Genomic DNA, 19808 nt, shown 5'->3' with positions numbered 1-19808 from the left:
ACTCGCGACCTGGGAGGGTCGCGAGTTGGGGGGGCATCAGTCCAGCTTGTTCTTTTCGCGTTGGTGGTGGCGCCAGCGCAAATCCTCTTTCGGATCGCGATCATTTTGCGCAGAGAGCGCCTCGACGTAATCCATGCAACACCGATGATGCAGCCGCATCACGCCGGGCACGGAACTGACCTCGGCATAGGCGGCCTCAAACTGCGGCGTATACTTCAGCGCGCTGACGTCCCTCTCTTCGTTGCGATTTTTGTCGCGGAAAAACGTCATTGTATAGCGGTCACGGTTGGCCGCCGTAGACGGTTTGCCCATCTTGAGCGTGAAGCTTTCAAAGGTGCGGGTGATGTAGTGATTGATTTGCGCGAAATCATGGGTGATCCAGCGCGGGTTGGTGAATTTAATGGAGGTCTTTGGGTCATATCTGCGCAAGGTGACCCCGTCACAGCGCTTCATCAAATTGGGCGCAATCCCCCACTGGCCTTTCCCGCGCCATCCCTTTGGAGAGTGCACGCCAATTTGCCAAAAATCCATCGGCCAGCGGATCAGCGTTTTGAAGAACATGTTCACGCGGTGTCTGGACGGGGCCGCGAAGGTAAAGCTGCGATGGGCGAACTCGTCTTGCCAACCGATCCCGCCGCTGTCACCAAAGCATTTCCAATGGACCGCAATGGCATGGGTCTCGTCCATGTCAAATTGCGAGATCAGATCATGGATCGTGCCGTTGCCGACATGGACCACCAAAAACTCATCCACATCACAATTGAAGATCCATTCGGCCTCTTGCACCCGCGGCAGCGTTTTCATCAAAGGCAAAGCGGTGCGTTTGACCGGCATCGAAGGGTCGGGCGTGTAGGAAACGGCCGTAATCATCCCCGCCTTATCAAGGGCTTTCAGCAGGGCAGGGGAGTGATCGGTACAGTCATTGTACAAAACGATGATGTGATCAAAGCCAAGCATACGATACCACGCGACCCATTCCAAAATGAACGGGCCTTCATTGCGCATCGTTGTTAGGACAAGTTTTTCACCCATGTTTTTCTACTCATGGCCCTGCACGTTGCCCGGCACTTTTTGGCCTCTCGTCATAATGCACAGCGAGACTGCGGGCACAACTGCGCGACCAACAATTTTGCCAGAGGACAAGTTTTGCTTTCTGGATCGCGAAAGCAATGATAGCGCAGCATCAAGCGATTGATCCGCAACATTCCAAAGCCAAAGAACACCACGCGCTTATGACAAAACTTTCTGACAACACCCGTGGCGCTCTTCTCATGGCTCTGTCCATGGCGGCTTTCACCACAAACGACAGTTTCATGAAGGGGCTTTTGGAAGAAATTCCGTTGTTGCAGGCGCTCACCCTGCGCGGGCTTCTCAATATCGCGATGATCTTGGTGATCTTGCCGGTGTTTATCGGGCCGGTGCGGTTTGATCTGAGCCGCAAGGACTGGATGTTTACGCTGCTGCGAGCTGGGGCTGAGGTCGGCGCATCGTTCTCTTTTCTCACGGCCATCACTCATATCCCCTTGGCCAATGCCACTGCGATTATGCAAACTCTACCGCTTTCCATCACGGTGGTCGGCGCGCTTGTGTTCAAAGATCAATTGGGCTGGCGTCGCCTCGTGGCGATCCTGATCGGCTTTTGTGGCGTCTTGTTGATTGTGAAACCCGGTGGGGAAGGCTTTAGCGCGCAGGGGCTTTGGGCCGTTCTGGGCATGGGGTTTGTCACTGTGCGTGACCTCTCGGTCCGTGCCATTTCTCAAAATGCGCCAACCGCAACCGTGACCTTTGCTGCCGTGGCTGCGGTCACAGTTGTGGCGGGGGGATTGTCTGTCGGTTCGGAATGGCAACCGCTCTCGACGCTGGGGTATATTCAGCTCCTGGGGACGTCGGCATGTGTCATCATTGGCTATGTCCTTTCCGTCACGGTGATGCGCGTGGGCGAGATTTCCTTTGTCTCGCCGTTTCGCTATACGGCGCTGATCTGGGCCTTGCTGATCGGCTTTTTTGCCTTTGGTGAATGGCCGGACCTCTGGGCACTCACAGGGGCAGGGATCATCGCCGCCACGGGCATTTACACCGTCCTGCGGGAGGCGCGGCTGCGTCGGAAGGCTGAGAGGGACGCCAATCGTTGACCACCGGTTGACAAGGCGGGCGACTCTCCATATACCGCGCGACATCCGGCTAAGGGGGGTCTCCCCGTTTGCGCCGAGTTCTAAATCGTAGTGGCCAAGATCTGAGCAATTTAAGGCGCTCTGATCCTCTGGGAACTCACCGCGTCGTTCACCTCGGAATGGGAACGATTGCGGGTTTTTGTGTTACGCAATCGCGTGATGCTAGAAATTCGAAATCGCCCCGGCACGGGCTCAAGCGTCACGCCTGAGGTCACCGTCGCGGCACATAAGTTAGGAAACGGGAAAGAGCCCTATGCCAACGATTCAACAGCTGATCCGCAAACCGCGTCAGCCCAAAGTCAAGCGCTCCAAATCCATGCACCTGGAGCAGTGTCCCCAGAAGCGTGGCGTTTGTACGCGCGTCTACACCACCACACCGAAAAAACCGAACTCCGCTATGCGGAAAGTGGCCAAGGTTCGCCTGACCAACGGTTTCGAAGTGATCAGCTACATCCCCGGTGAAAGCCACAACCTTCAGGAACACTCTGTGGTTCTGATCCGTGGCGGTCGTGTGAAAGACCTTCCGGGTGTCCGTTACCACATCCTGCGCGGTGTGTTGGATACCCAAGGCGTCAAAGACCGTAAGCAGCGCCGTTCGAAATACGGCGCCAAGCGTCCGAAGTAAGGAGAGACTGGTATGTCCCGTCGTCACGCCGCTGAAAAGCGCGAAGTACTGCCCGATGCCAAATATGGCGATCGCGTGCTGACCAAATTCATGAACAACCTGATGATCGACGGCAAAAAATCCGCCGCCGAGAGAATTGTTTACAATGCGTTGACCCGCGTTGAGGACAAACTCAAAAAAGCTCCGGTTGAAGTGTTCCATGAAGCCCTCGACAACGTGAAACCCTCTGTTGAGGTGCGTTCGCGTCGTGTGGGTGGTGCCACCTATCAGGTGCCCGTCGAAGTGCGCGTTGAGCGCCGCGAAGCTCTGGCGATCCGTTGGTTGATCAACGCATCCCGCGCCCGCAACGAAAACACGATGGAAGAGCGTCTTGCCGGTGAACTGCTTGATGCAGTCAACGGTCGCGGTTCTGCCGTGAAAAAACGCGAAGACACGCATAAAATGGCCGACGCGAACAAAGCGTTCAGCCATTATCGCTGGTAATCACTCAGGCCCGTAGGACCGACATCATGGCACGCGAATATCCCCTCGAACGGTACCGCAATTTTGGTATCATGGCGCACATCGACGCAGGTAAAACCACCTGTTCCGAGCGTATCCTTTACTACACCGGCAAATCCCACAACATTGGTGAGGTGCACGATGGTGCCGCCACCATGGACTGGATGGAGCAGGAGCAGGAACGCGGCATCACGATCACCTCTGCTGCGACCACCACGTTCTGGCAGCGTCAGGAAGAGCCGACAGCTGATGCAACCTCCGACACCAAGTTTCGGATGAACATCATCGACACGCCCGGCCACGTTGACTTCACCATCGAAGTTGAACGTTCGCTGGCTGTGCTTGACGGTGCTGTTGCTGTGCTTGACGCCAACGCTGGCGTTGAACCACAGACCGAAACCGTGTGGCGTCAGGCTGACCGCTACAAAGTTCCGCGCATCGTGTTCGTCAACAAAATGGACAAGATCGGTGCTGACTTCTTCAACTGTGTGAAGATGATCAAAGACCGCACCGGCGCCGTCCCGGCTCCGATTCAGATCCCGATTGGGGCTGAAACCGAGTTGGAAGGTATGATCGACCTCGTGACCATGAAAGAATGGGTCTGGGCCGGTGAAGACCTTGGTGCGAGCTGGGAACAGCGTGACATCCGCGACAGCTTGAAAGATCTGGCTGACGAATGGCGTGCGCATCTCATCGAGACGGCTGTCGAGATGGATGACGATGCCATGGAAAACTACTTGATGGACGGCGCTGAGCCCGACGTGGACACGCTTCGCAGCCTGATCCGCAAAGGCACGCTGGCGATCAAGTTTATTCCGGTTCTCTGCGGATCCGCGTTTAAAAACAAAGGTGTTCAGCCGCTGTTGAACGCTGTGATCGACTACTTGCCGAGCCCGCTCGACGTTGTGGATTACATGGGCTTTAAACCCGGCGATGAAACGGAAACCCGTGACATCCCGCGTCGTGCCGATGACAACATGGCGTTCTCCGGTCTTGCGTTCAAAATCATGAACGACCCGTTCGTGGGCACGCTCACCTTTACCCGCATCTACTCCGGTAAGATGAACAAAGGTGACGGCATTCTGAACTCGACCAAAGGCAAAAAAGAGCGCGTCGGTCGTATGATGATGATGCACTCGAACAACCGTGAAGAGATCGAAGAAGCCTTTGCTGGCGACATCATCGCTTTGGCTGGCCTCAAAGACACGACCACCGGGGATACCCTGTGTTCTGCTTCTGAGCCGGTCGTTCTCGAAACCATGACCTTCCCGGAACCGGTGATCGAGATCGCAGTTGAGCCCAAAACCAAGGGCGACCAAGAGAAAATGTCCGCAGGTCTGGCACGCCTTGCCGCCGAAGATCCCTCCTTCCGTGTGGAGACCGACATCGAGTCCGGTCAAACCATCATGAAAGGCATGGGCGAACTTCACCTCGACATCCTCGTGGATCGTCTGCGTCGTGAGTTCAAAGTCGAAGCGAACATTGGTGCGCCGCAGGTGGCCTATCGTGAAACGATTTCTCACGAAGTCGAGCACACCTACACCCACAAGAAACAGTCTGGTGGGTCGGGTCAGTACGCTGAGGTCAAACTCATCATCACGCCGACACAGCCGGGCGAAGGGTTCTCCTTTGAATCCAAGATCGTTGGCGGTGCGGTGCCGAAGGAATACATCCCCGGCGTCGAAAAAGGCATTCGTTCTGTCATGGACTCCGGTCCTCTGGCAGGCTTCCCGGTGATCGACTTCAAAGTGACGTTGATCGACGGTAAGTTCCACGATGTTGACTCCTCCGTGCTGGCATTCGAAATCGCTGCTCGTATGGGCATGCGCGAAGGTATGCGCAAAGCCGGTGCGAAATTGCTCGAACCGATCATGAAAGTCGAAGTGATCACCCCGGAAGAATACACCGGCGGGATCATCGGCGATCTGACCTCACGTCGCGGTCAGGTTCAGGGTCAGGACACTCGCGGTAACGCGATTGCCATCGACTCCTTCGTGCCGCTGGCCAACATGTTTGGCTACATCAACACGCTGCGTTCCATGTCTTCGGGCCGCGCACAGTTCTCGATGCAGTTCGATCACTACGAAGCTGTGCCGTCGAACATCTCGGAAGAAATTCAGGCGAAATTCGCCTAACTCACTTCGGGGATCGGGTTCACCTTTTAGGGTGGCTTGATCCCCATATCGAATAATAGGAGGCCATAATGGCTAAGGAAAAGTTTGAGCGTTCCAAACCGCACTGCAACATCGGCACGATTGGCCACGTTGACCACGGTAAAACGACGCTGACGGCAGCGATCACCAAATATTTTGGTGACTTCAAAGCCTACGATCAGATTGATGGTGCACCGGAAGAAAAAGCGCGTGGGATCACGATTTCCACGGCACACGTTGAGTATGAGACGGAAAACCGTCACTACGCGCACGTGGATTGCCCCGGTCACGCCGACTATGTGAAAAACATGATCACGGGTGCGGCTCAGATGGATGGCGCGATCTTGGTTGTGAACGCTGCTGATGGCCCGATGCCGCAGACCCGCGAGCACATCCTTTTGGGTCGCCAGGTTGGTATCCCGGCCATGGTCGTGTTCATGAACAAAGTGGACCAGGTTGACGACGAAGAGCTTTTGGAACTCGTCGAAATGGAAATCCGCGAGCTTTTGTCGGCTTACGATTACCCGGGCGACGATATTCCGATCATCGCGGGGTCTGCTTTGGCCGCTCTCGAAGGTCGCGATGCGAACATCGGCGAAGACAAAATCCGCGAGCTTCTGGCCGCAGTTGATGCCTACATTCCGCAGCCGCCGCGCGCAGTGGACGAGCCTTTCCTGATGCCGATCGAGGACGTGTTCTCGATTTCTGGCCGCGGGACTGTTGTGACCGGTCGTATCGAACGCGGCGTGATCAACGTTGGCGACAGCATTGAAATCGTTGGGATCCGTGACACGAAAACCACGACCTGTACCGGCGTTGAAATGTTCCGCAAACTGCTCGATCGCGGGGAAGCTGGCGACAACATCGGCGCGCTTTTGCGTGGTGTGGATCGTGAAGGCGTTGAGCGTGGTCAGGTTCTGTGTAAGCCGGGTTCTGTGAAACCGCACACGAAGTTTGAATCTGAGGTCTATATTTTGACCAAAGAAGAAGGTGGCCGTCACACGCCGTTCTTCGCAAACTACCGTCCGCAGTTTTACTTCCGTACGACGGACGTGACCGGGACTGTTGTTTTGCCGGAAGGCACCGAAATGGTGATGCCGGGCGACAACTTGAAGTTCAACGTTGAACTGATCGCGCCGATCGCCATGGAAGAAGGCCTGCGCTTCGCTATCCGTGAGGGTGGCCGCACGGTTGGCTCCGGCGTTGTGTCGAAGATCGTTGAGTAAGCAATGATCCCGAGACGCACGAATATGGTGTGTCGAAGATCGTTGAGTAAGCAATGATCCCGAGACGCACACGAATATGGTGTGTCGAAGATCGTTGAGTAAGATCGCATAAGTCACGCAAGCGATTGATCGCATAGAAAGGCCTCGCAAAAGCGGGGCCTTTTTCCAAAGACAAAGATACAAGAAGCCCAATAAATCATGCGGTTTTCGGGATTAGATATTGATCTGGCCTGATCCCCCTGTATTGGGCAGCAATTCACTTTGTGTGAAAGATGAGGGTGAGTCGTGACTCGCCCTTTTCAGTTCGACGTGGCGGCGCAATGGTGCGTTTTCCACCTCTCAACTTTAAGCCGCGAAAGGCTATATTATGCAGTCGCAAAATATTCGCATTCGGCTGAAGGCATTTGATTTCCGTGTGCTCGATTCCAGCACCCAAGAAATCGTCAACACGGCAAAGCGCACCGGCGCGACTGTCCGTGGCCCGATCCCGCTTCCGAACAAGATCGAAAAGTTCACGGTTCTCCGTGGTCCGCACATCGACAAAAAATCCCGCGATCAGTTTGAGATCCGGACGCACAAGCGTCTTCTCGACATCGTTGATCCGACGCCCCAGACCGTTGACGCGCTGATGAAGCTCGACCTCGCCGCTGGTGTTGACGTCGAGATCAAAGTTTAAGGAGGGCACTTAGATATGTTGCGCTCTGGTATCATCGCGAAGAAAGTGGGCATGACCCGCTTGTTCATGGAAGACGGCAAGCAGATCCCTGTGACCGTTCTTCAACTCGAAAACCTGCAAGTTGTGGCTCAGCGCACCAACGAGAAAGACGGCTACACGGCTGTTCAACTCGGTGCTGGCAACGCAAAAGCAAAACGCACGTCGCAAGCAATGCGCGGTCACTTCGCCGCTGCAAATGTTGCGCCGAAGCGTAAAGTTGCGGAATTCCGCGTGGACGAAGCCAACCTCATCGAAGTCGGCGCAGAAATCTCTGCCGAGCACTACTTTGAAGGTCAGTTCGTTGACGTGTCCGGGACATCCATCGGTAAAGGTTTTGCCGGTGCGATGAAACGCCACAACTTTGGCGGTCTGCGTGCGTCGCACGGTGTGTCCGTGTCCCACCGTTCGCACGGCTCCACGGGTCAGTGTCAGGATCCGGGCAAAGTCTTTAAAGGCAAAAAAATGGCCGGTCACATGGGGTCTGCCCGCGTTACCACCCAAAACCTTCAGGTCGTTCGTACCGACGCTGACCGTGGCTTGATCATGGTCAAAGGCGCCGTTCCGGGCTCCAAAGGTGGCTGGGTTACGGTCAAAGACGCCATGAAAAAGCCGTTCCCTGAGAACGCGCCGCTTCCGGCTGCTCTGAAATCCGCACAAGCTCCGGTCGCTGAAGCTCCTGCTGCAGAAGCACCAGTAGAAGGGGGTGAAGCATGAAACTTGATGTGATCAAACTCGACGGCGGCTCCGCCGGCACTTTGGATCTCGATGAGGCCCTGTTTGGTCTCGAGCCGCGTGCCGACATTCTGCACCGTGTGGTCCGTTGGCAGCGTAACAACGCGCAGGCCGGCACTCACAAGGTAAAGACCCGCTCGGAAGTGTCCTACTCGACCAAGAAGATCTATCGCCAAAAAGGCACCGGTGGCGCACGTCACGGCTCCCGCAAGGCACCGATCTTCCGTAAAGGTGGGATTTACAAAGGCCCGACACCGCGTTCGCACGGTCACGAGCTGACGAAAAAGTTCCGTAAACTCGGGCTCAAGCATGCTCTGTCTGCAAAGGCTGGCTCTGGCAACCTCGTGATCATTGAAGATGCGAAACTCGCAGAAGCAAAGACCGCGTTCCTCGCCAAAGCGATCAAAGAGCAAGGCTGGAAGCGCGTGTTGATCATCGACGGTGCTGAGATTGACGCCAACTTCAAAGCTGCGGCTGCGAACATTTCCGGTGTTGATATTCTCCCGACGATGGGCGCAAACGTATACGACATCCTGAAACGTGACACGCTCGTGCTCACGCGGTCGGCTGTCGAAGCTCTGGAGGCTCGCCTCAAATGACCACGAAAGCTGCACTTTACGACGTGATCCGTAAACCGATCATCACTGAGAAAGCCACAATGGCTTCTGAAAACGGTGCTGTTGTTTTTGAAGTCGCCATCGACTCCAACAAACCGCAGATCAAAAAAGCCGTTGAAGAGCTGTTCGGTGTGAAGGTGAAAGCCATCAACACCGTCGTCACCAAAGGGAAGACGAAACGCTTCCGCGGGATGCTTGGCAAACGCAAAGACGTCAAAAAAGCCTATGTGACACTCGAAGAAGGCAACTCGATCGACGTGTCCACCGGTCTCTGATTTTTCAGGACTAGGTTGAAATGAAGAAGCCCCTCGGTGAGAGCCGGGGGCTTTTTTGAAATCCCTGATTTTATGACGTTGAGACTTACAGGGATTCACAATTCTTGCAAGATTTCCTATATAGGATGAGTAAGGAGGCGAATATATGGCTTATGACGCTCGTCAAATTGCGAACTGGTTCGTGGTACGCGCTCAGCGTGAAGGAAGGACTTTGTCCATAATGTCCCTTCTGAAACTCACATATATTGCCCATGGCTGGCATCTGGAAATGCAAGAAGTACCATTGTTCTCAAATCGGATTGAGGCTTGGCAGTATGGACCAGTCATACCAGAAGTTTAGAATGCTTTCAGAACTCAAGGCATCAAGGTGTCTGGGCCTGTGTCCGCACCGGCGCAGGAGATTACACCAGAAGACGAGAGCCTTTTAGAGCAAGTATATACAATTTATGGAAGCCTTTCGGCATTCCAGTTGTCTAACTTGACGCACGTGCCGGGAGGCCCGTGGGATATTGCTACTAAAACGGGGGGTAATTATGCGTTGATACACGATGACCTCATTAAGCAGCACTACAAGGTGAAGCGTGCTGAAGCAAATAGGCAGGCTGCACATGACTGATGTAATTCCACCTTTGGATCCTGATCTAAATCCGGAAGGTGCACCACAAAATGCGCGCAGAGAAGAGTTGGAGTTTGAGCTTCTGGAGGCGGAATCTAAACTTAAGAGGCTTGCGCATAGAGAAATTGGACAGCGATACTGGCTCAAGTGGATTGCATCGATTGCGGATGTGTTAGTTATCGTTGCTATGGGTGGGTTAATAACCCACTTGGTTCATCACGTTTTTATAGGTCCGTTCATTTTTGCAAATGCGGCTTTTTCAGTAGCTATGATAGTCGCCCCGATTACCTCAATCACCGCAATAACCGTGGCGCTATTTATTGGCGCATTCCGCAAGTTTGAGGAAAAAGACCTCGAAACTATTGGATATGGCGTCTCTGGGGTGTCAAACGTGTTTCGTGGTGGATGAATGTCTCAAAGCATTTTGAGCGTTATTTGCCACTTTTAAGTTTGATCTGCCTCATCGCAAACCCCACTCCCCTATAGACACCCCCATCCATCCTTGCTAAACGCACCCATCGCGTGGCCTCGGATTCGTTCTGAGGCCTCTTGGTATTGTGAATTCGGGCACCTCTCATTCGGTTGAAGGGGCCTACAACATGGCCACCTTCGGGGGGCTAAACATCAGGCGGACCAGTTACTGGATCCGCCTCAGCTAGACGGAAGACAGAAACTATGGCACTCAAGTCGTATAAACCGACGACGCCTGGCCAACGTGGGTTGGTTCTGATCGACCGTTCGGAGCTTTGGAAAGGCCGCCCGGTCAAATCCCTCACTGAGGGTTTGACCAAGAATGGCGGTCGGAACAACACCGGACGGATCACGATGCGCCGCAAAGGCGGCGGGGCAAAGCGTCTCTATCGTATCGTCGACTTCAAACGGAACAAGTTTGACGTCGCAGCGACTGTGGAACGGATCGAATATGACCCGAACCGCACCGCGTTTATCGCGCTTATCAAATATGAAGACGGCGAACAGGCTTACATCCTGGCTCCGCAGCGTCTGGCCGTTGGCGACAAAGTCATCGCCTCTGCCAAGGCTGACGTGAAGCCGGGCAACGCTATGCCGTTCTCCGGTCTCCCGATCGGGACAATCGTCCACAACGTTGAGCTCAAAGCTGGCAAGGGCGGTCAAATCGCGCGTGCTGCTGGGACTTACGCTCAGTTCGTTGGTCGTGACGGTGGCTACGCTCAGATCCGCCTGTCTTCTGGCGAATTGCGTTTGGTCCGTCAGGAATGCATGTGCACTGTCGGTGCCGTGTCGAACCCTGACAACTCCAACCAGAACTTCGGTAAAGCCGGTCGCAACCGCCACAAGGGCATCCGCCCGTCTGTGCGTGGTGTGGTTATGAACCCGATCGACCACCCGCACGGTGGTGGTGAAGGCCGGACCTCTGGTGGTCGTCACCCGGTGACGCCATGGGGCAAACCGACCAAAGGCGCGAAAACGCGCAACAAGAATAAGGCGTCCAGCAAGCTCATCATCCGCTCGCGTCACGCTAAGAAGAAGGGTCGCTAAGATATGGCACGTTCTGTCTGGAAAGGCCCGTTTGTGGACGCTTATGTCCTCAAAAAGGCCGAAAAAGCTCGCGAGAGCGGTCGCAACGAGGTCATCAAGATCTGGTCCCGCCGTTCCACCATCCTGCCGCAGTTCGTTGGTCTCACCTTTGGTGTGTACAACGGCCGCAAGCACATCCCCGTCAACGTCTCAGAAGACATGATTGGTCAGAAGTTCGGTGAGTATTCGCCGACCCGGACCTATTACGGTCACGCTGCTGACAAAAAAGCGAAACGGAAGTAAGTCATGGGTAAGGTAGCAAATCCCCGTCGCGTGGCTGACAACGAAGCAATGGCCAAAACCAAAATGCTTCGCGTTTCGCCGCAGAAACTGAACCTCGTGGCTCAGATGATCCGTGGTAAGAAAGTGGACAAGGCCCTCACGGACCTCACTTTCTCCAACAAGCGTATTGCTGCTGACGTGAAGAAATGTCTTCAGTCCGCGATCGCCAACGCCGAAAACAACCACAACCTCGACGTCGATGAACTCATCGTTGCCGAAGCTTGGGTTGGCAAAAACCTCACCATGAAACGCGGTCGTCCGCGCGCGCGTGGTCGGTTCGGCAAGATCATGAAGCCGTTTGCGGAAATCACCATCAAGGTGCGTCAAGTTGAGGAGCAAAACTAATGGGTCATAAGGTTAACCCGATCGGTATGCGCCTCCAGGTCAATCGCACCTGGGACAGCCGCTGGTACGCCGACACCAAGGATTATGGGAATCTTCTTTTGGAAGACCTCAAAATCCGTGAGTTCGTGAAAGAAGAGTGCAAACAAGCCGGCATCAGCCGTGTGATCATCGAGCGTCCGCACCGCAAGTGCCGCGTCACGATCCACACCGCCCGTCCGGGTGTTATCATCGGCAAAAAAGGCGCGGACATCGAAGGTCTGCGCAAAAAAATCGCCGCGATGACCGCATCCGAGCTGCACCTCAACATCGTTGAAGTGCGCAAGCCGGAACTCGACGCCGCTCTCGTGGCCGAGTCGATTGCACAGCAGCTTGAGCGTCGTGTGTCCTTCCGTCGTGCCATGAAGCGTTCGGTTCAGAACGCCATGCGCATGGGCGCTTTGGGCATCAAAGTGAACGTCGCTGGCCGTCTTGGTGGTGCCGAGATCGCACGGACCGAATGGTACCGCGAAGGTCGCGTGCCGCTGCACACTCTGCGTGCTGACATCGATTACGCTCATGCCGAAGCCTCCACGGCTTATGGCATCATCGGCATCAAAACCTGGATCTTCAAAGGCGAGATTATGGAACATGACCCGCAGGCTCATGACCGTCGCGCCGAAGAAGCTCAAGCTGGTCCGGCGCCTCGCGGCGACCGCGGCCGTCGCTAAGGAGATCTGAGATATGCTTCAGCCAAAGCGTACAAAATTCCGCAAGGCCCACAAAGGCCGGATCCATGGTCAAGCCAAAGGCGGCTCTGACCTGACTTTCGGGACATTCGGCCTCAAAGCCGTTCAGCCCGAGCGCGTCACTGCGCGTCAGATTGAGGCAGCTCGTCGTGCGATGACCCGCCACATGAAACGCCAAGGTCGCGTTTGGATCCGTATCTTCCCGGATCTGCCGGTCACCTCGAAACCGACCGAAGTCCGTATGGGTAAAGGTAAAGGGTCTGTTGATTATTGGGCATGCAAGGTCAAACCCGGCCGCGTGATGTTCGAAATCGACGGCGTGACGGAAGAAGTCGCTCGTGAGGCCCTGCGCCTTGCTGCGATGAAACTCCCGATCAAAACCCGCACCGTGATGCGCGAAGACTGGTAAAAGTGGGGCCCCACGGGGCCGCGCCAAATCGCGAAAGATAAAGAGGCCCCGTCGAGAAATCGGCGGGGGTTTTCACGTGTCGTCGCCTTTGTCAGGGCTTCTTGGTTGTCTCCGCTGCTGCGCGTGCACATATGCCTTGGCAAGCATAAGGAGAGCTAAAAATGCGCGCGAGATTGGCCCAGATTTTGGACCGCCCCCTGACCCGAAACCTGATCCTTGGGGTCATTCTGGCGAATGCTGTCATTTTGGGGCTTGAGACCTCTCAAACCCTTATGGCACGCGCAGGGGGGCTCATCACGTTTCTTGACAGCCTTTGTTTGGGCATTTTTGTCGTCGAGTTGGTCGCCAAAATCTATGCGCGCGGCTGGAGGTTTTTCCGCTCCGGTTGGAACATCTTCGATTTCATCATCGTTGCGGTGTCCTTTGCCCCTGCGGGTGGCGGAATGTCGGTGCTCAGGGCGTTGCGTATTCTGCGGCTCTTGCGCGTCATATCGGTCGCACCAACGCTGCGCCGCGTGGTGGAGGGGTTCATCTCCGCTCTACCGGGAATGGCCTCGGTGTTCTTACTGATGGGGGTGATCTTTTACATCGCGTCCGTCATGGCGACGAAACTCTTTGCGGCGACGTTTCCGCACTGGTTCGGGGATCTCGGCATTTCGGCCTACACCCTGTTTCAGATCATGACGCTGGAAAGCTGGTCTATGGGGATTGTGCGGCCCGTGATGGAGGTGCATCCACTGGCGTGGTTGTTCTTTGTCCCGTTCATCTTGATCACGACCTTTGCGGTGGTGAACCTCGTTGTCGGTCTGATCGTGAATTCGATGCAAGACGCCCACGCCGAAGAAACAAACGCCGCCACCGGGGATTACCGGGACGACGTTGTTCAGCGGTTGGAGCGGATTGAGAAAGCTCTCACTCCCAGCGATAATTAAAGCTCACCGAAATCCGGTCAAACTCAGAGCCATTCATTGGCACTTCATGGCGCAGCCAGCTTTCCCAGAGCAACACATCCCCCACCTTGGGCTTCATATAGATAAAACTCTTCAATTCACGCCGCGCGTCTTTGTTGCGCGGTGGGGCGGCCATCATCATGGCGTGGCGGGGGTCCTCGAGTTTGAGCGCTGAGGCACCTTTGGGCATCGCCACATAGGTGGTGCCGGAGATCACCGAGTGCGGGTGGATGTGCGAGCCATGGGTGCCGCCTTCGGGCAGGATGTTGATCCAGAGATCTTCGAGCACCAGCTTGCGCTCATCCAGGTTGAATTCCAAATCCTTGGCAAAGGCCGCGACATGTTTGTCGAGCGCTTTTACAAGGGATTTAAAGATCGGAAAGCGCCACGCCAGATCGGTGAGGGAGGCATAGGAGGTGTAGCCCGGATAATCATTCGCCTCGCACCACTCCTGACCGGCCTCGTCATCTTCGGCGATGACATAACAGGACTGTTCCAATTCATCCGCGTCGATCTTGGGTTTAAATTCGGACAAGGCGGCGTGGTAGAGCCGGGTGACGAAGAGGGATTCGATGGTGGGCATGTGACAGGCTCCCTAAAAGGTTTGTCCCGTCTTAGCGCGGTGGTGAAAGTTTGGCGAGGCGGCACTTGCACGCGGGCGGCTAATCCCTAACAGTCAGAGCGAATTTGCGGGAGGTTTTCGCTTTGGACAATTTGTTTTATCTCATGTCGTCGCCAGAATTTAAAAAGGTCTTTTATGCCCTTGGAGTAGGGGCTTTGTTTTTAGCCATAGGCCGCGTCGTTGTCGCTTTTTCGTTTTACGGCCACGGGAGGGAAGGGAAGAGGCCAGCACGCTTGACCCGAAATGGGTGATGCTGTTTGCGACATTTCGCGACAGTTTGATCATAACGATCCTCTATACAGCGGAGGCGTTTTTGTATCGTTACTCGGACTTTATGGGGTTGCGCGAGGTGAGCATGATGAACGTCATGAGTGCCTATCCTTTGGTACAGCCATTGCTGGTTTATATTTGCGACATCTTGATCTTTGCCGTTGCAGCCCTTCGTGTGATCGCGCTCACGCGGTTTCTGACACGGGCGAAACATGGGGCAGGTGCGTCGCCAAACCCATGACACCGTCGGATTGTGCTGCGCGCAGGATGTTCATCCTATGCAATACCTCACAGCGTCAGCCAAACAGCCCATCTTTCCCTTGCTCTATTCCCGCGTCTCCCCTATAGGAACCCATCGCACGTGCCCGGTTGACGGGATTCGTGTGTTTTGACATTCGCCCATCAGGCTTAGGGTCACCCACATAACGAACGTGGCGCTCTCTGATGTAAGACAAAGGATAAGGCTATGAACGCCCAGGAACTCCGCGCTAAGACGCCGGACGAGCTCAAGACCGAGCTTGCCAATCTTAAAAAAGAATCCTTCAACCTGCGCTTTCAGCAGGCCACGGGTCAGCTCGAAAACACCGCTCAGATTCGCAAAGCGCGCCGTTCGGCCGCTCTTGTGAAAACCATTCTGAACGAAAAAGCAGCTTCGGCTGAGTAAGAGGAGACTGACCTATGCCCAAACGTATTCTGACAGGTGTCGTCACCTCGAACCAGAACGAACAGACCGTGACCGTGTCCGTGGAGCGTCGCTTCAAACACCCGGTTCTGAAAAAGACCATTCGTAAGTCCAAAAAATACCGGGCTCACGATGAGAACAACCAATTCAACGTTGGTGAAACAGTCCGCATTCAGGAATGTGCACCGAAGTCGAAGACCAAGCGTTGGGAAGTTATCGTCACTGAGGCGGCAGCGTCCTAATTTAATCGAAACCCTGGGGGAATAGGTCGCTGCAGACCTCCCCCATAGGTCGGGAGAAACCATATGATCCAGATGCAGACCAATCTGGATGTAGCTGACAACAGCGGCGCTCGCCGTGTTCAGTGCATCAAGGTCCTCGGCGGTTCGCACCGTCGTTACGCGTCCGTGGGTGACATCATCGTCGTTTCGGTGAAAGAAGCCATTCCGCGCGGCCGTGTGAAAAAAGGGGACGTCCGTAAGGCCGTCGTCGTTCGCACCGCCAAAGAAGTCCGTCGCGAAGATGGCACCGCGATCCGTTTTGATCGCAATGCTGCCGTGATCCTCAACAACAGCAACGAGCCGGTCGGTACCCGTATCTTTGGCCCAGTTGTTCGCGAGCTTCGTGCGAAAAACTTCATGAAGATCATCTCGCTCGCTCCGGAGGTGCTCTAATGGCTGCTAAGTTGAAAAAAGGCGATAAAGTTATCGTTTTGGCTGGCAAGGACAAAGGCAAAAAGGGTGAAATCACCACTGTGCTGCCGTCCAAAGGCAAAGCCATCGTGGAAGGCGTGAACATCGCCATCCGTCACACCCGCGCCTCTCAGGGCGATCAGGGCGGCCGCAAGCCGATCGCAGTGCCGGTCGACCTGTCCAACCTGGCGCTTTTGGATGCCAACGGCAAAGCCACTCGCGTCGGTTTCAAAATGGACGGCGACAAAAAAGTGCGCTTCGCAAAGACCACGGGAGACGTGATCTGATGCTTGATACAGCAAATTACACCCCGCGTCTGAAGGCGGTTTATAAGGACAGCATTCGTGCCACGCTCAAAGAAGAGTTCGGCTACAAAAACGACATGATGATCCCGCGCCTTGACAAAATCGTTCTCAACATCGGTTGCGGTGCTGAAGCTGTGCGTGATTCCAAAAAAGCCAAATCGGCTCAGGAAGATCTCACTGCCATCGCCGGTCAAAAAGCGCTCGTCACGAAAGCTAAGAAATCCATCGCTGGTTTCCGCGTTCGTGAAGACATGCCGCTTGGTGCGAAGGTTACTCTTCGTGGCGACCGTATGTACGAATTCCTCGACCGTCTGATCACGATCGCAATGCCCCGTATCCGCGACTTCCGCGGCGTATCCGGCAAATCTTTTGACGGCCGTGGCAACTATGCCATGGGCATGAAAGAGCACATCGTGTTCCCCGAGATCAACTTCGACAAAGTCGACGAAGTCTGGGGTATGGACATTGTCATCGCCACCACGGCGAAAACCGATGCTGAAGCCAAGAGCCTGTTGAAAGCGTTCAACATGCCCTTCAACAGCTGATCGCGCGAGGAGTTAGAGAACATGGCTAAGAAATCCATGATCGCCCGTGAGCGCAAGCGTGAGAAATTGGTGGCAAAATACGCTTCCAAACGCGCTGCTCTCAAAGAGGTCATTTACGATCAAGACAAGCCGATGGAAGAGCGTTTCCGCGCGTCCCTGAAACTTGCAGATCTGCCGCGCAACAGCTCGGCAACCCGTCTTCATAACCGTTGTCAGTTGACCGGTCGTCCCCACGCTTACTACCGTAAGCTGAAGGTCTCCCGGATCATGCTGCGGGAACTTGGCTCGTTTGGCCAAATCCCCGGTCTCGTGAAATCCAGCTGGTAAGAGAGGGCATAAGATATGAACGATCCTATCGGCGATATGCTCACCCGTATCCGTAACTCTCAATTGCGTGGCAAATCCGTTGTCTCCACCCCGGCTTCCAAGCTGCGGGCATGGGTCTTGGACGTGCTGCTCGACGAGGGCTACATCCGCGGCTATGAGAAAGGCACTGATGCGAATGGTCACCCGACCCTCGAAATCAGCCTGAAGTATTACGAAGGCACGCCTGTTATTCGCGAACTGAAACGGGTTTCGAAACCTGGTCGTCGCGTGTACCTCGGTGTCAAAGACATCCCATCGGTCCGTCAGGGCCTGGGCGTGTCGATTGTCTCCACCCCCAAAGGTGTGATGTCTGATGCAAACGCTCGTGCCAACAATGTTGGCGGCGAAGTGCTTTGCACAGTCTTCTAAGGAGGTCTCTCGATGTCTCGTATTGGTAAAAAACCGGTCGAAATGCCCAGCGGCGTCACTGCCTCTGTGTCCGGCCAGACCATCGAAGTGAAGGGCCCGAAAGGCTCTCACTCCTTCACCGCCACGGACGACGTGACCCTCACCATTGAAGGCAACGTCATCACCGTGACCCCCCGGGGCAAATCCAAGCGTGCGCGTCAACAGTGGGGCATGTCCCGCACTGTGATCGGCAACATGGTCACTGGCGTTTCCGTCGGTTTCAAGAAAGAACTTGAAATCAACGGTGTTGGTTACCGTGCTCAGCTTCAGGGCAACATCCTGAAACTGAACTTGGGTTACTCCCACGAAGTGAACTTTGAGGTTCCGGCTGGCGTCACCGTCACATCCGCGAAACCGACAGAGATCACCGTGGAAGGCTCTGATCCGCAGCTCGTCGGCCAAGTCGCAGCCAATATCCGCGAATGGCGTAAACCGGAGCCCTATAAAGGCAAAGGTATTAAGTACAAAGACGAGTATATCTTCCGCAAAGAAGGTAAGAAGAAGTAAGGACGCTCAAAATGGCAAACAGCAAAAGAGACCTGTTCTTGAAGCGCCGCCTGCGCGTCCGGAACAAACTTCGCAAGAACAATGTTGGCAAACTTCGTTTGTCCATCCATCGTTCGAACAAGAACATCAGCGCTCAGCTGATCGACGATGTCAAAGGCGTGACCCTCGCCTCCGCTTCCTCTTTGGAAAAGGATCTGGGGATCATCGGCAAAAACAACGTCGAAGCAGCCACCAAAGTCGGTGCTGCAATCGCAGAGCGCGCCAAGAAAGCCGGTGTGGAAGTGTGTTACTTCGACCGTGGCGGCTTCTTGTTTCACGGCAAAGTCAAGGCTCTGGCCGAGGCTGCGCGTGAAGGTGGTCTGAAGTTCTAAGACTGAGCGCGATCCGAAAAGTGGATACCAGTTTTCGGACCAAATTGCGCGAACACTAAGTCTGTGGGGGACAGTGTGTCCCCCGATGATCCGGGTCGGCCTCACGCAAGTGGGGCCTTCACCGCGATTGAAATTAACGGCGTTAAACGCGCCACCAGTTCAAAGGAATGCCAATGGCAGAACGTGAAAACCGCCGGGACAACCGTCGCGACCGCGATGAAACCCCGGAATTCGCCGATCGTCTCGTCGCGATCAACCGTGTCTCCAAAACTGTGAAGGGTGGTAAGCGTTTCGGCTTTGCAGCTCTCGTGGTTGTTGGTGACCAAAAAGGCCGCGTCGGCTTCGGCAAAGGCAAAGCGAAAGAGGTCCCTGAGGCCATTCGTAAAGCCACCGAGCAAGCAAAACGCCAAATGATCCGCGTCCCGCTCAAAGAAGGCCGCACCCTGCACCACGACACCAATGGTCGTCATGGCGCTGGTAAAGTCGTGATGCGCACCGCACCGCAAGGTACTGGTATCATCGCCGGTGGTCCGATGCGCGCTGTGTTCGAAATGCTTGGCATTCAAGACGTGGTCGCAAAGTCGATCGGTTCGCAGAACCCGTACAACATGATCCGCGCCACGCTGGACGGTCTCAAATCTGAGGCTTCCCCGCGCTCCGTGGCTCAGCGTCGCGGCAAAAAAGTTGCAGAAATCCTGCGTCGCGACGATGCACCGGTTGCTGACACTGAAACCGCTGCAGAAGCGTAAGGAGTAGACACATGGCTAAAACCATCGTTGTAAAACAGGTCGGCTCCCCGATCCGTCGCCCTCAAGTTCAGCGCGCAACGCTGATCGGCTTGGGCCTCAACAAAATGCACAAAACCCGTGAGCTGGAAGATACCCCTTCCGTGCGCGGCATGGTGCGTTCGATCCCGCACCTCGTTGAAATCATCGAAGAGCGCGACAATTAATCGACGCTTTCGAGCTTGATTTTGAAAGCCCCGCGGGAAACTGCGGGGCTTTTTCTATGGGTCTTAATCTTTGGGCTATGCAACCAGCGTCATGGGGCGAGAGTTCAGGCCATGATGGCGATGATGATTTAAAGCAAATTTGGTCTCATCGCCGCAGTTTTGCCTGATTCCTTTTCGGCTTTGTTAACG

General features: G+C 55.0%; 31 protein-coding genes. 29 read left to right on the top strand and 2 right to left on the bottom strand.

Features of this window, described 5'->3' with window-relative positions:
• Nucleotides 1–36: 36 nt before the first annotated feature.
• Entirely contained in the window at nucleotides 37–1032 is a 996-nt protein-coding gene (locus tag DA792_RS14965) for a glycosyltransferase family 2 protein (protein ID WP_107720681.1), read from the bottom strand.
• A 137-nt stretch (nucleotides 1033–1169) separates the two neighbouring features.
• On the opposite strand from DA792_RS14965, the gene DA792_RS14960 reads away from it, so the two are divergent.
• The 17 genes from DA792_RS14960 (at nucleotide 1170) to DA792_RS14875 (ending at nucleotide 13881) form a co-directional block, all read left to right on the top strand.
• Complete coding sequence (locus DA792_RS14960) at nucleotides 1170–2132, top strand: DMT family transporter (RefSeq protein WP_254679264.1); 963 nt, start codon at nucleotides 1170–1172, stop codon at nucleotides 2130–2132.
• A gap of 292 nt (nucleotides 2133–2424) precedes the next feature.
• Entirely contained in the window at nucleotides 2425–2796 is a 372-nt protein-coding gene (gene rpsL, locus DA792_RS14955; RefSeq protein WP_005621086.1) for a 30S ribosomal protein S12, read from the top strand.
• A 12-nt stretch (nucleotides 2797–2808) separates the two neighbouring features.
• The gene (gene rpsG, locus DA792_RS14950; protein WP_107720680.1) at nucleotides 2809–3279 is read left to right on the top strand and encodes a 30S ribosomal protein S7; all 471 of its coding nucleotides are present in this window, start codon (nucleotides 2809–2811) and stop codon (nucleotides 3277–3279) included.
• A 26-nt stretch (nucleotides 3280–3305) separates the two neighbouring features.
• Entirely contained in the window at nucleotides 3306–5432 is a 2127-nt protein-coding gene (gene fusA, locus DA792_RS14945; protein WP_107720678.1) for an elongation factor G, read from the top strand.
• Between the two features lie 68 nt (nucleotides 5433–5500).
• Nucleotides 5501–6676 carry an elongation factor Tu gene (gene tuf / locus DA792_RS14940; RefSeq protein WP_107720676.1) on the top strand — a complete coding sequence of 392 codons (1176 nt, stop codon included), beginning with the start codon at nucleotides 5501–5503 and terminating at the stop codon, nucleotides 6674–6676.
• A gap of 367 nt (nucleotides 6677–7043) precedes the next feature.
• On the top strand, nucleotides 7044–7352 hold the full coding sequence (gene rpsJ / locus DA792_RS14935; protein ID WP_009574003.1) for a 30S ribosomal protein S10: 309 nt from the start codon (nucleotides 7044–7046) through the stop codon (nucleotides 7350–7352).
• 15 nt (nucleotides 7353–7367) lie between these two features.
• Entirely contained in the window at nucleotides 7368–8105 is a 738-nt protein-coding gene (gene rplC, locus DA792_RS14930; RefSeq protein WP_107720674.1) for a 50S ribosomal protein L3, read from the top strand.
• Nucleotides 8102–8722: a 50S ribosomal protein L4 gene (gene rplD / locus DA792_RS14925; RefSeq protein WP_107720671.1), complete on the top strand. Its 621-nt coding sequence runs from the start codon at nucleotides 8102–8104 to the stop codon at nucleotides 8720–8722. The genes rplC and rplD overlap by 4 nt, the downstream gene beginning before the upstream one ends.
• Nucleotides 8719–9015, top strand: a complete 297-nt coding sequence (locus DA792_RS14920) for a 50S ribosomal protein L23 (protein WP_009574006.1) — start codon at nucleotides 8719–8721, stop codon at nucleotides 9013–9015. The genes rplD and DA792_RS14920 overlap by 4 nt, the downstream gene beginning before the upstream one ends.
• Nucleotides 9016–9160: 145 nt before the next feature.
• A complete protein-coding gene (locus tag DA792_RS23315; protein WP_107720669.1) occupies nucleotides 9161–9355 on the top strand; it encodes a Panacea domain-containing protein in 195 nt (64 codons plus the stop codon).
• 268 nt (nucleotides 9356–9623) lie between these two features.
• Entirely contained in the window at nucleotides 9624–10040 is a 417-nt protein-coding gene (locus tag DA792_RS14905) for a hypothetical protein (protein WP_107720665.1), read from the top strand.
• Between the two features lie 266 nt (nucleotides 10041–10306).
• Entirely contained in the window at nucleotides 10307–11149 is an 843-nt protein-coding gene (rplB, locus tag DA792_RS14900) for a 50S ribosomal protein L2 (RefSeq protein WP_009574007.1), read from the top strand.
• 3 nt (nucleotides 11150–11152) lie between these two features.
• Nucleotides 11153–11431, top strand: a complete 279-nt coding sequence (gene rpsS / locus DA792_RS14895; protein WP_107720663.1) for a 30S ribosomal protein S19 — start codon at nucleotides 11153–11155, stop codon at nucleotides 11429–11431.
• Between the two features lie 3 nt (nucleotides 11432–11434).
• Nucleotides 11435–11815 carry a 50S ribosomal protein L22 gene (gene rplV, locus DA792_RS14890; protein WP_009574009.1) on the top strand — a complete coding sequence of 127 codons (381 nt, stop codon included), beginning with the start codon at nucleotides 11435–11437 and terminating at the stop codon, nucleotides 11813–11815.
• Nucleotides 11815–12522: a 30S ribosomal protein S3 gene (gene rpsC, locus DA792_RS14885; RefSeq protein WP_009574010.1), complete on the top strand. Its 708-nt coding sequence runs from the start codon at nucleotides 11815–11817 to the stop codon at nucleotides 12520–12522. Before rplV ends, rpsC begins: the two co-directional genes overlap by 1 nt.
• Before the next feature lie 13 nt (nucleotides 12523–12535).
• Nucleotides 12536–12949 (top strand): 50S ribosomal protein L16, encoded by a 414-nt coding sequence (gene rplP, locus DA792_RS14880; protein WP_107720661.1) that lies wholly within the window; start codon nucleotides 12536–12538, stop codon nucleotides 12947–12949.
• A 161-nt stretch (nucleotides 12950–13110) separates the two neighbouring features.
• The gene (locus DA792_RS14875; protein ID WP_107720659.1) at nucleotides 13111–13881 is read left to right on the top strand and encodes an ion transporter; all 771 of its coding nucleotides are present in this window, start codon (nucleotides 13111–13113) and stop codon (nucleotides 13879–13881) included.
• Here DA792_RS14875 and DA792_RS14870 read toward each other — a convergent pair.
• Nucleotides 13862–14482: a 2OG-Fe(II) oxygenase family protein gene (locus DA792_RS14870; protein ID WP_107720657.1), complete on the bottom strand. Its 621-nt coding sequence runs from the start codon at nucleotides 14480–14482 to the stop codon at nucleotides 13862–13864. The genes DA792_RS14875 and DA792_RS14870 overlap by 20 nt on opposite strands.
• A 289-nt stretch (nucleotides 14483–14771) precedes the next feature.
• Here DA792_RS14870 and DA792_RS14865 point away from each other — a divergent pair, with 289 nt between their 5' ends.
• The 12 genes from DA792_RS14865 to rpmD all read left to right on the top strand — a co-directional run bounded on the left by DA792_RS14865 (nucleotide 14772) and on the right by rpmD (nucleotide 19619).
• A complete protein-coding gene (locus DA792_RS14865; RefSeq protein ID WP_107720655.1) occupies nucleotides 14772–15032 on the top strand; it encodes a hypothetical protein in 261 nt (86 codons plus the stop codon).
• 225 nt (nucleotides 15033–15257) lie between these two features.
• Nucleotides 15258–15455 carry a 50S ribosomal protein L29 gene (gene rpmC / locus DA792_RS14860; protein WP_009574014.1) on the top strand — a complete coding sequence of 66 codons (198 nt, stop codon included), beginning with the start codon at nucleotides 15258–15260 and terminating at the stop codon, nucleotides 15453–15455.
• Between the two features lie 14 nt (nucleotides 15456–15469).
• On the top strand, nucleotides 15470–15715 hold the full coding sequence (rpsQ, locus tag DA792_RS14855; RefSeq protein ID WP_107720653.1) for a 30S ribosomal protein S17: 246 nt from the start codon (nucleotides 15470–15472) through the stop codon (nucleotides 15713–15715).
• 63 nt (nucleotides 15716–15778) lie between these two features.
• Complete coding sequence (gene rplN, locus DA792_RS14850; protein ID WP_090269417.1) at nucleotides 15779–16147, top strand: 50S ribosomal protein L14; 369 nt, start codon at nucleotides 15779–15781, stop codon at nucleotides 16145–16147.
• The gene (rplX, locus tag DA792_RS14845) at nucleotides 16147–16452 is read left to right on the top strand and encodes a 50S ribosomal protein L24 (RefSeq protein ID WP_107720651.1); all 306 of its coding nucleotides are present in this window, start codon (nucleotides 16147–16149) and stop codon (nucleotides 16450–16452) included. Before rplN ends, rplX begins: the two co-directional genes overlap by 1 nt.
• Nucleotides 16452–17015: a 50S ribosomal protein L5 gene (gene rplE / locus DA792_RS14840; RefSeq protein ID WP_107720649.1), complete on the top strand. Its 564-nt coding sequence runs from the start codon at nucleotides 16452–16454 to the stop codon at nucleotides 17013–17015. The genes rplX and rplE overlap by 1 nt, the downstream gene beginning before the upstream one ends.
• A gap of 21 nt (nucleotides 17016–17036) precedes the next feature.
• Nucleotides 17037–17342: a 30S ribosomal protein S14 gene (gene rpsN, locus DA792_RS14835; RefSeq protein WP_009574019.1), complete on the top strand. Its 306-nt coding sequence runs from the start codon at nucleotides 17037–17039 to the stop codon at nucleotides 17340–17342.
• Between the two features lie 15 nt (nucleotides 17343–17357).
• Complete coding sequence (gene rpsH, locus DA792_RS14830) at nucleotides 17358–17750, top strand: 30S ribosomal protein S8 (protein WP_009574020.1); 393 nt, start codon at nucleotides 17358–17360, stop codon at nucleotides 17748–17750.
• 12 nt (nucleotides 17751–17762) lie between these two features.
• Entirely contained in the window at nucleotides 17763–18296 is a 534-nt protein-coding gene (gene rplF / locus DA792_RS14825) for a 50S ribosomal protein L6 (RefSeq protein WP_009574021.1), read from the top strand.
• 11 nt (nucleotides 18297–18307) lie between these two features.
• Nucleotides 18308–18667, top strand: coding sequence for a 50S ribosomal protein L18 (gene rplR / locus DA792_RS14820; RefSeq protein WP_009574022.1), 360 nt, complete (start codon nucleotides 18308–18310; stop codon nucleotides 18665–18667).
• Nucleotides 18668–18840: 173 nt separating this feature from the next.
• On the top strand, nucleotides 18841–19416 hold the full coding sequence (rpsE, locus tag DA792_RS14815) for a 30S ribosomal protein S5 (RefSeq protein ID WP_107720647.1): 576 nt from the start codon (nucleotides 18841–18843) through the stop codon (nucleotides 19414–19416).
• An 11-nt stretch (nucleotides 19417–19427) separates the two neighbouring features.
• Nucleotides 19428–19619 carry a 50S ribosomal protein L30 gene (gene rpmD, locus DA792_RS14810; protein ID WP_009574024.1) on the top strand — a complete coding sequence of 64 codons (192 nt, stop codon included), beginning with the start codon at nucleotides 19428–19430 and terminating at the stop codon, nucleotides 19617–19619.
• The last annotated feature ends 189 nt before the right edge of the window (nucleotides 19620–19808 follow it).

It is taken from the genome of Celeribacter baekdonensis (assembly GCF_003047105.1).
In the GTDB taxonomy this organism is placed as follows: Bacteria; Pseudomonadota; Alphaproteobacteria; order Rhodobacterales; family Rhodobacteraceae; genus Celeribacter; species Celeribacter baekdonensis_B.
Note: the sequence above shows the minus strand (reverse complement) of the source record. Positions and strands in the feature narration are given on the sequence as shown.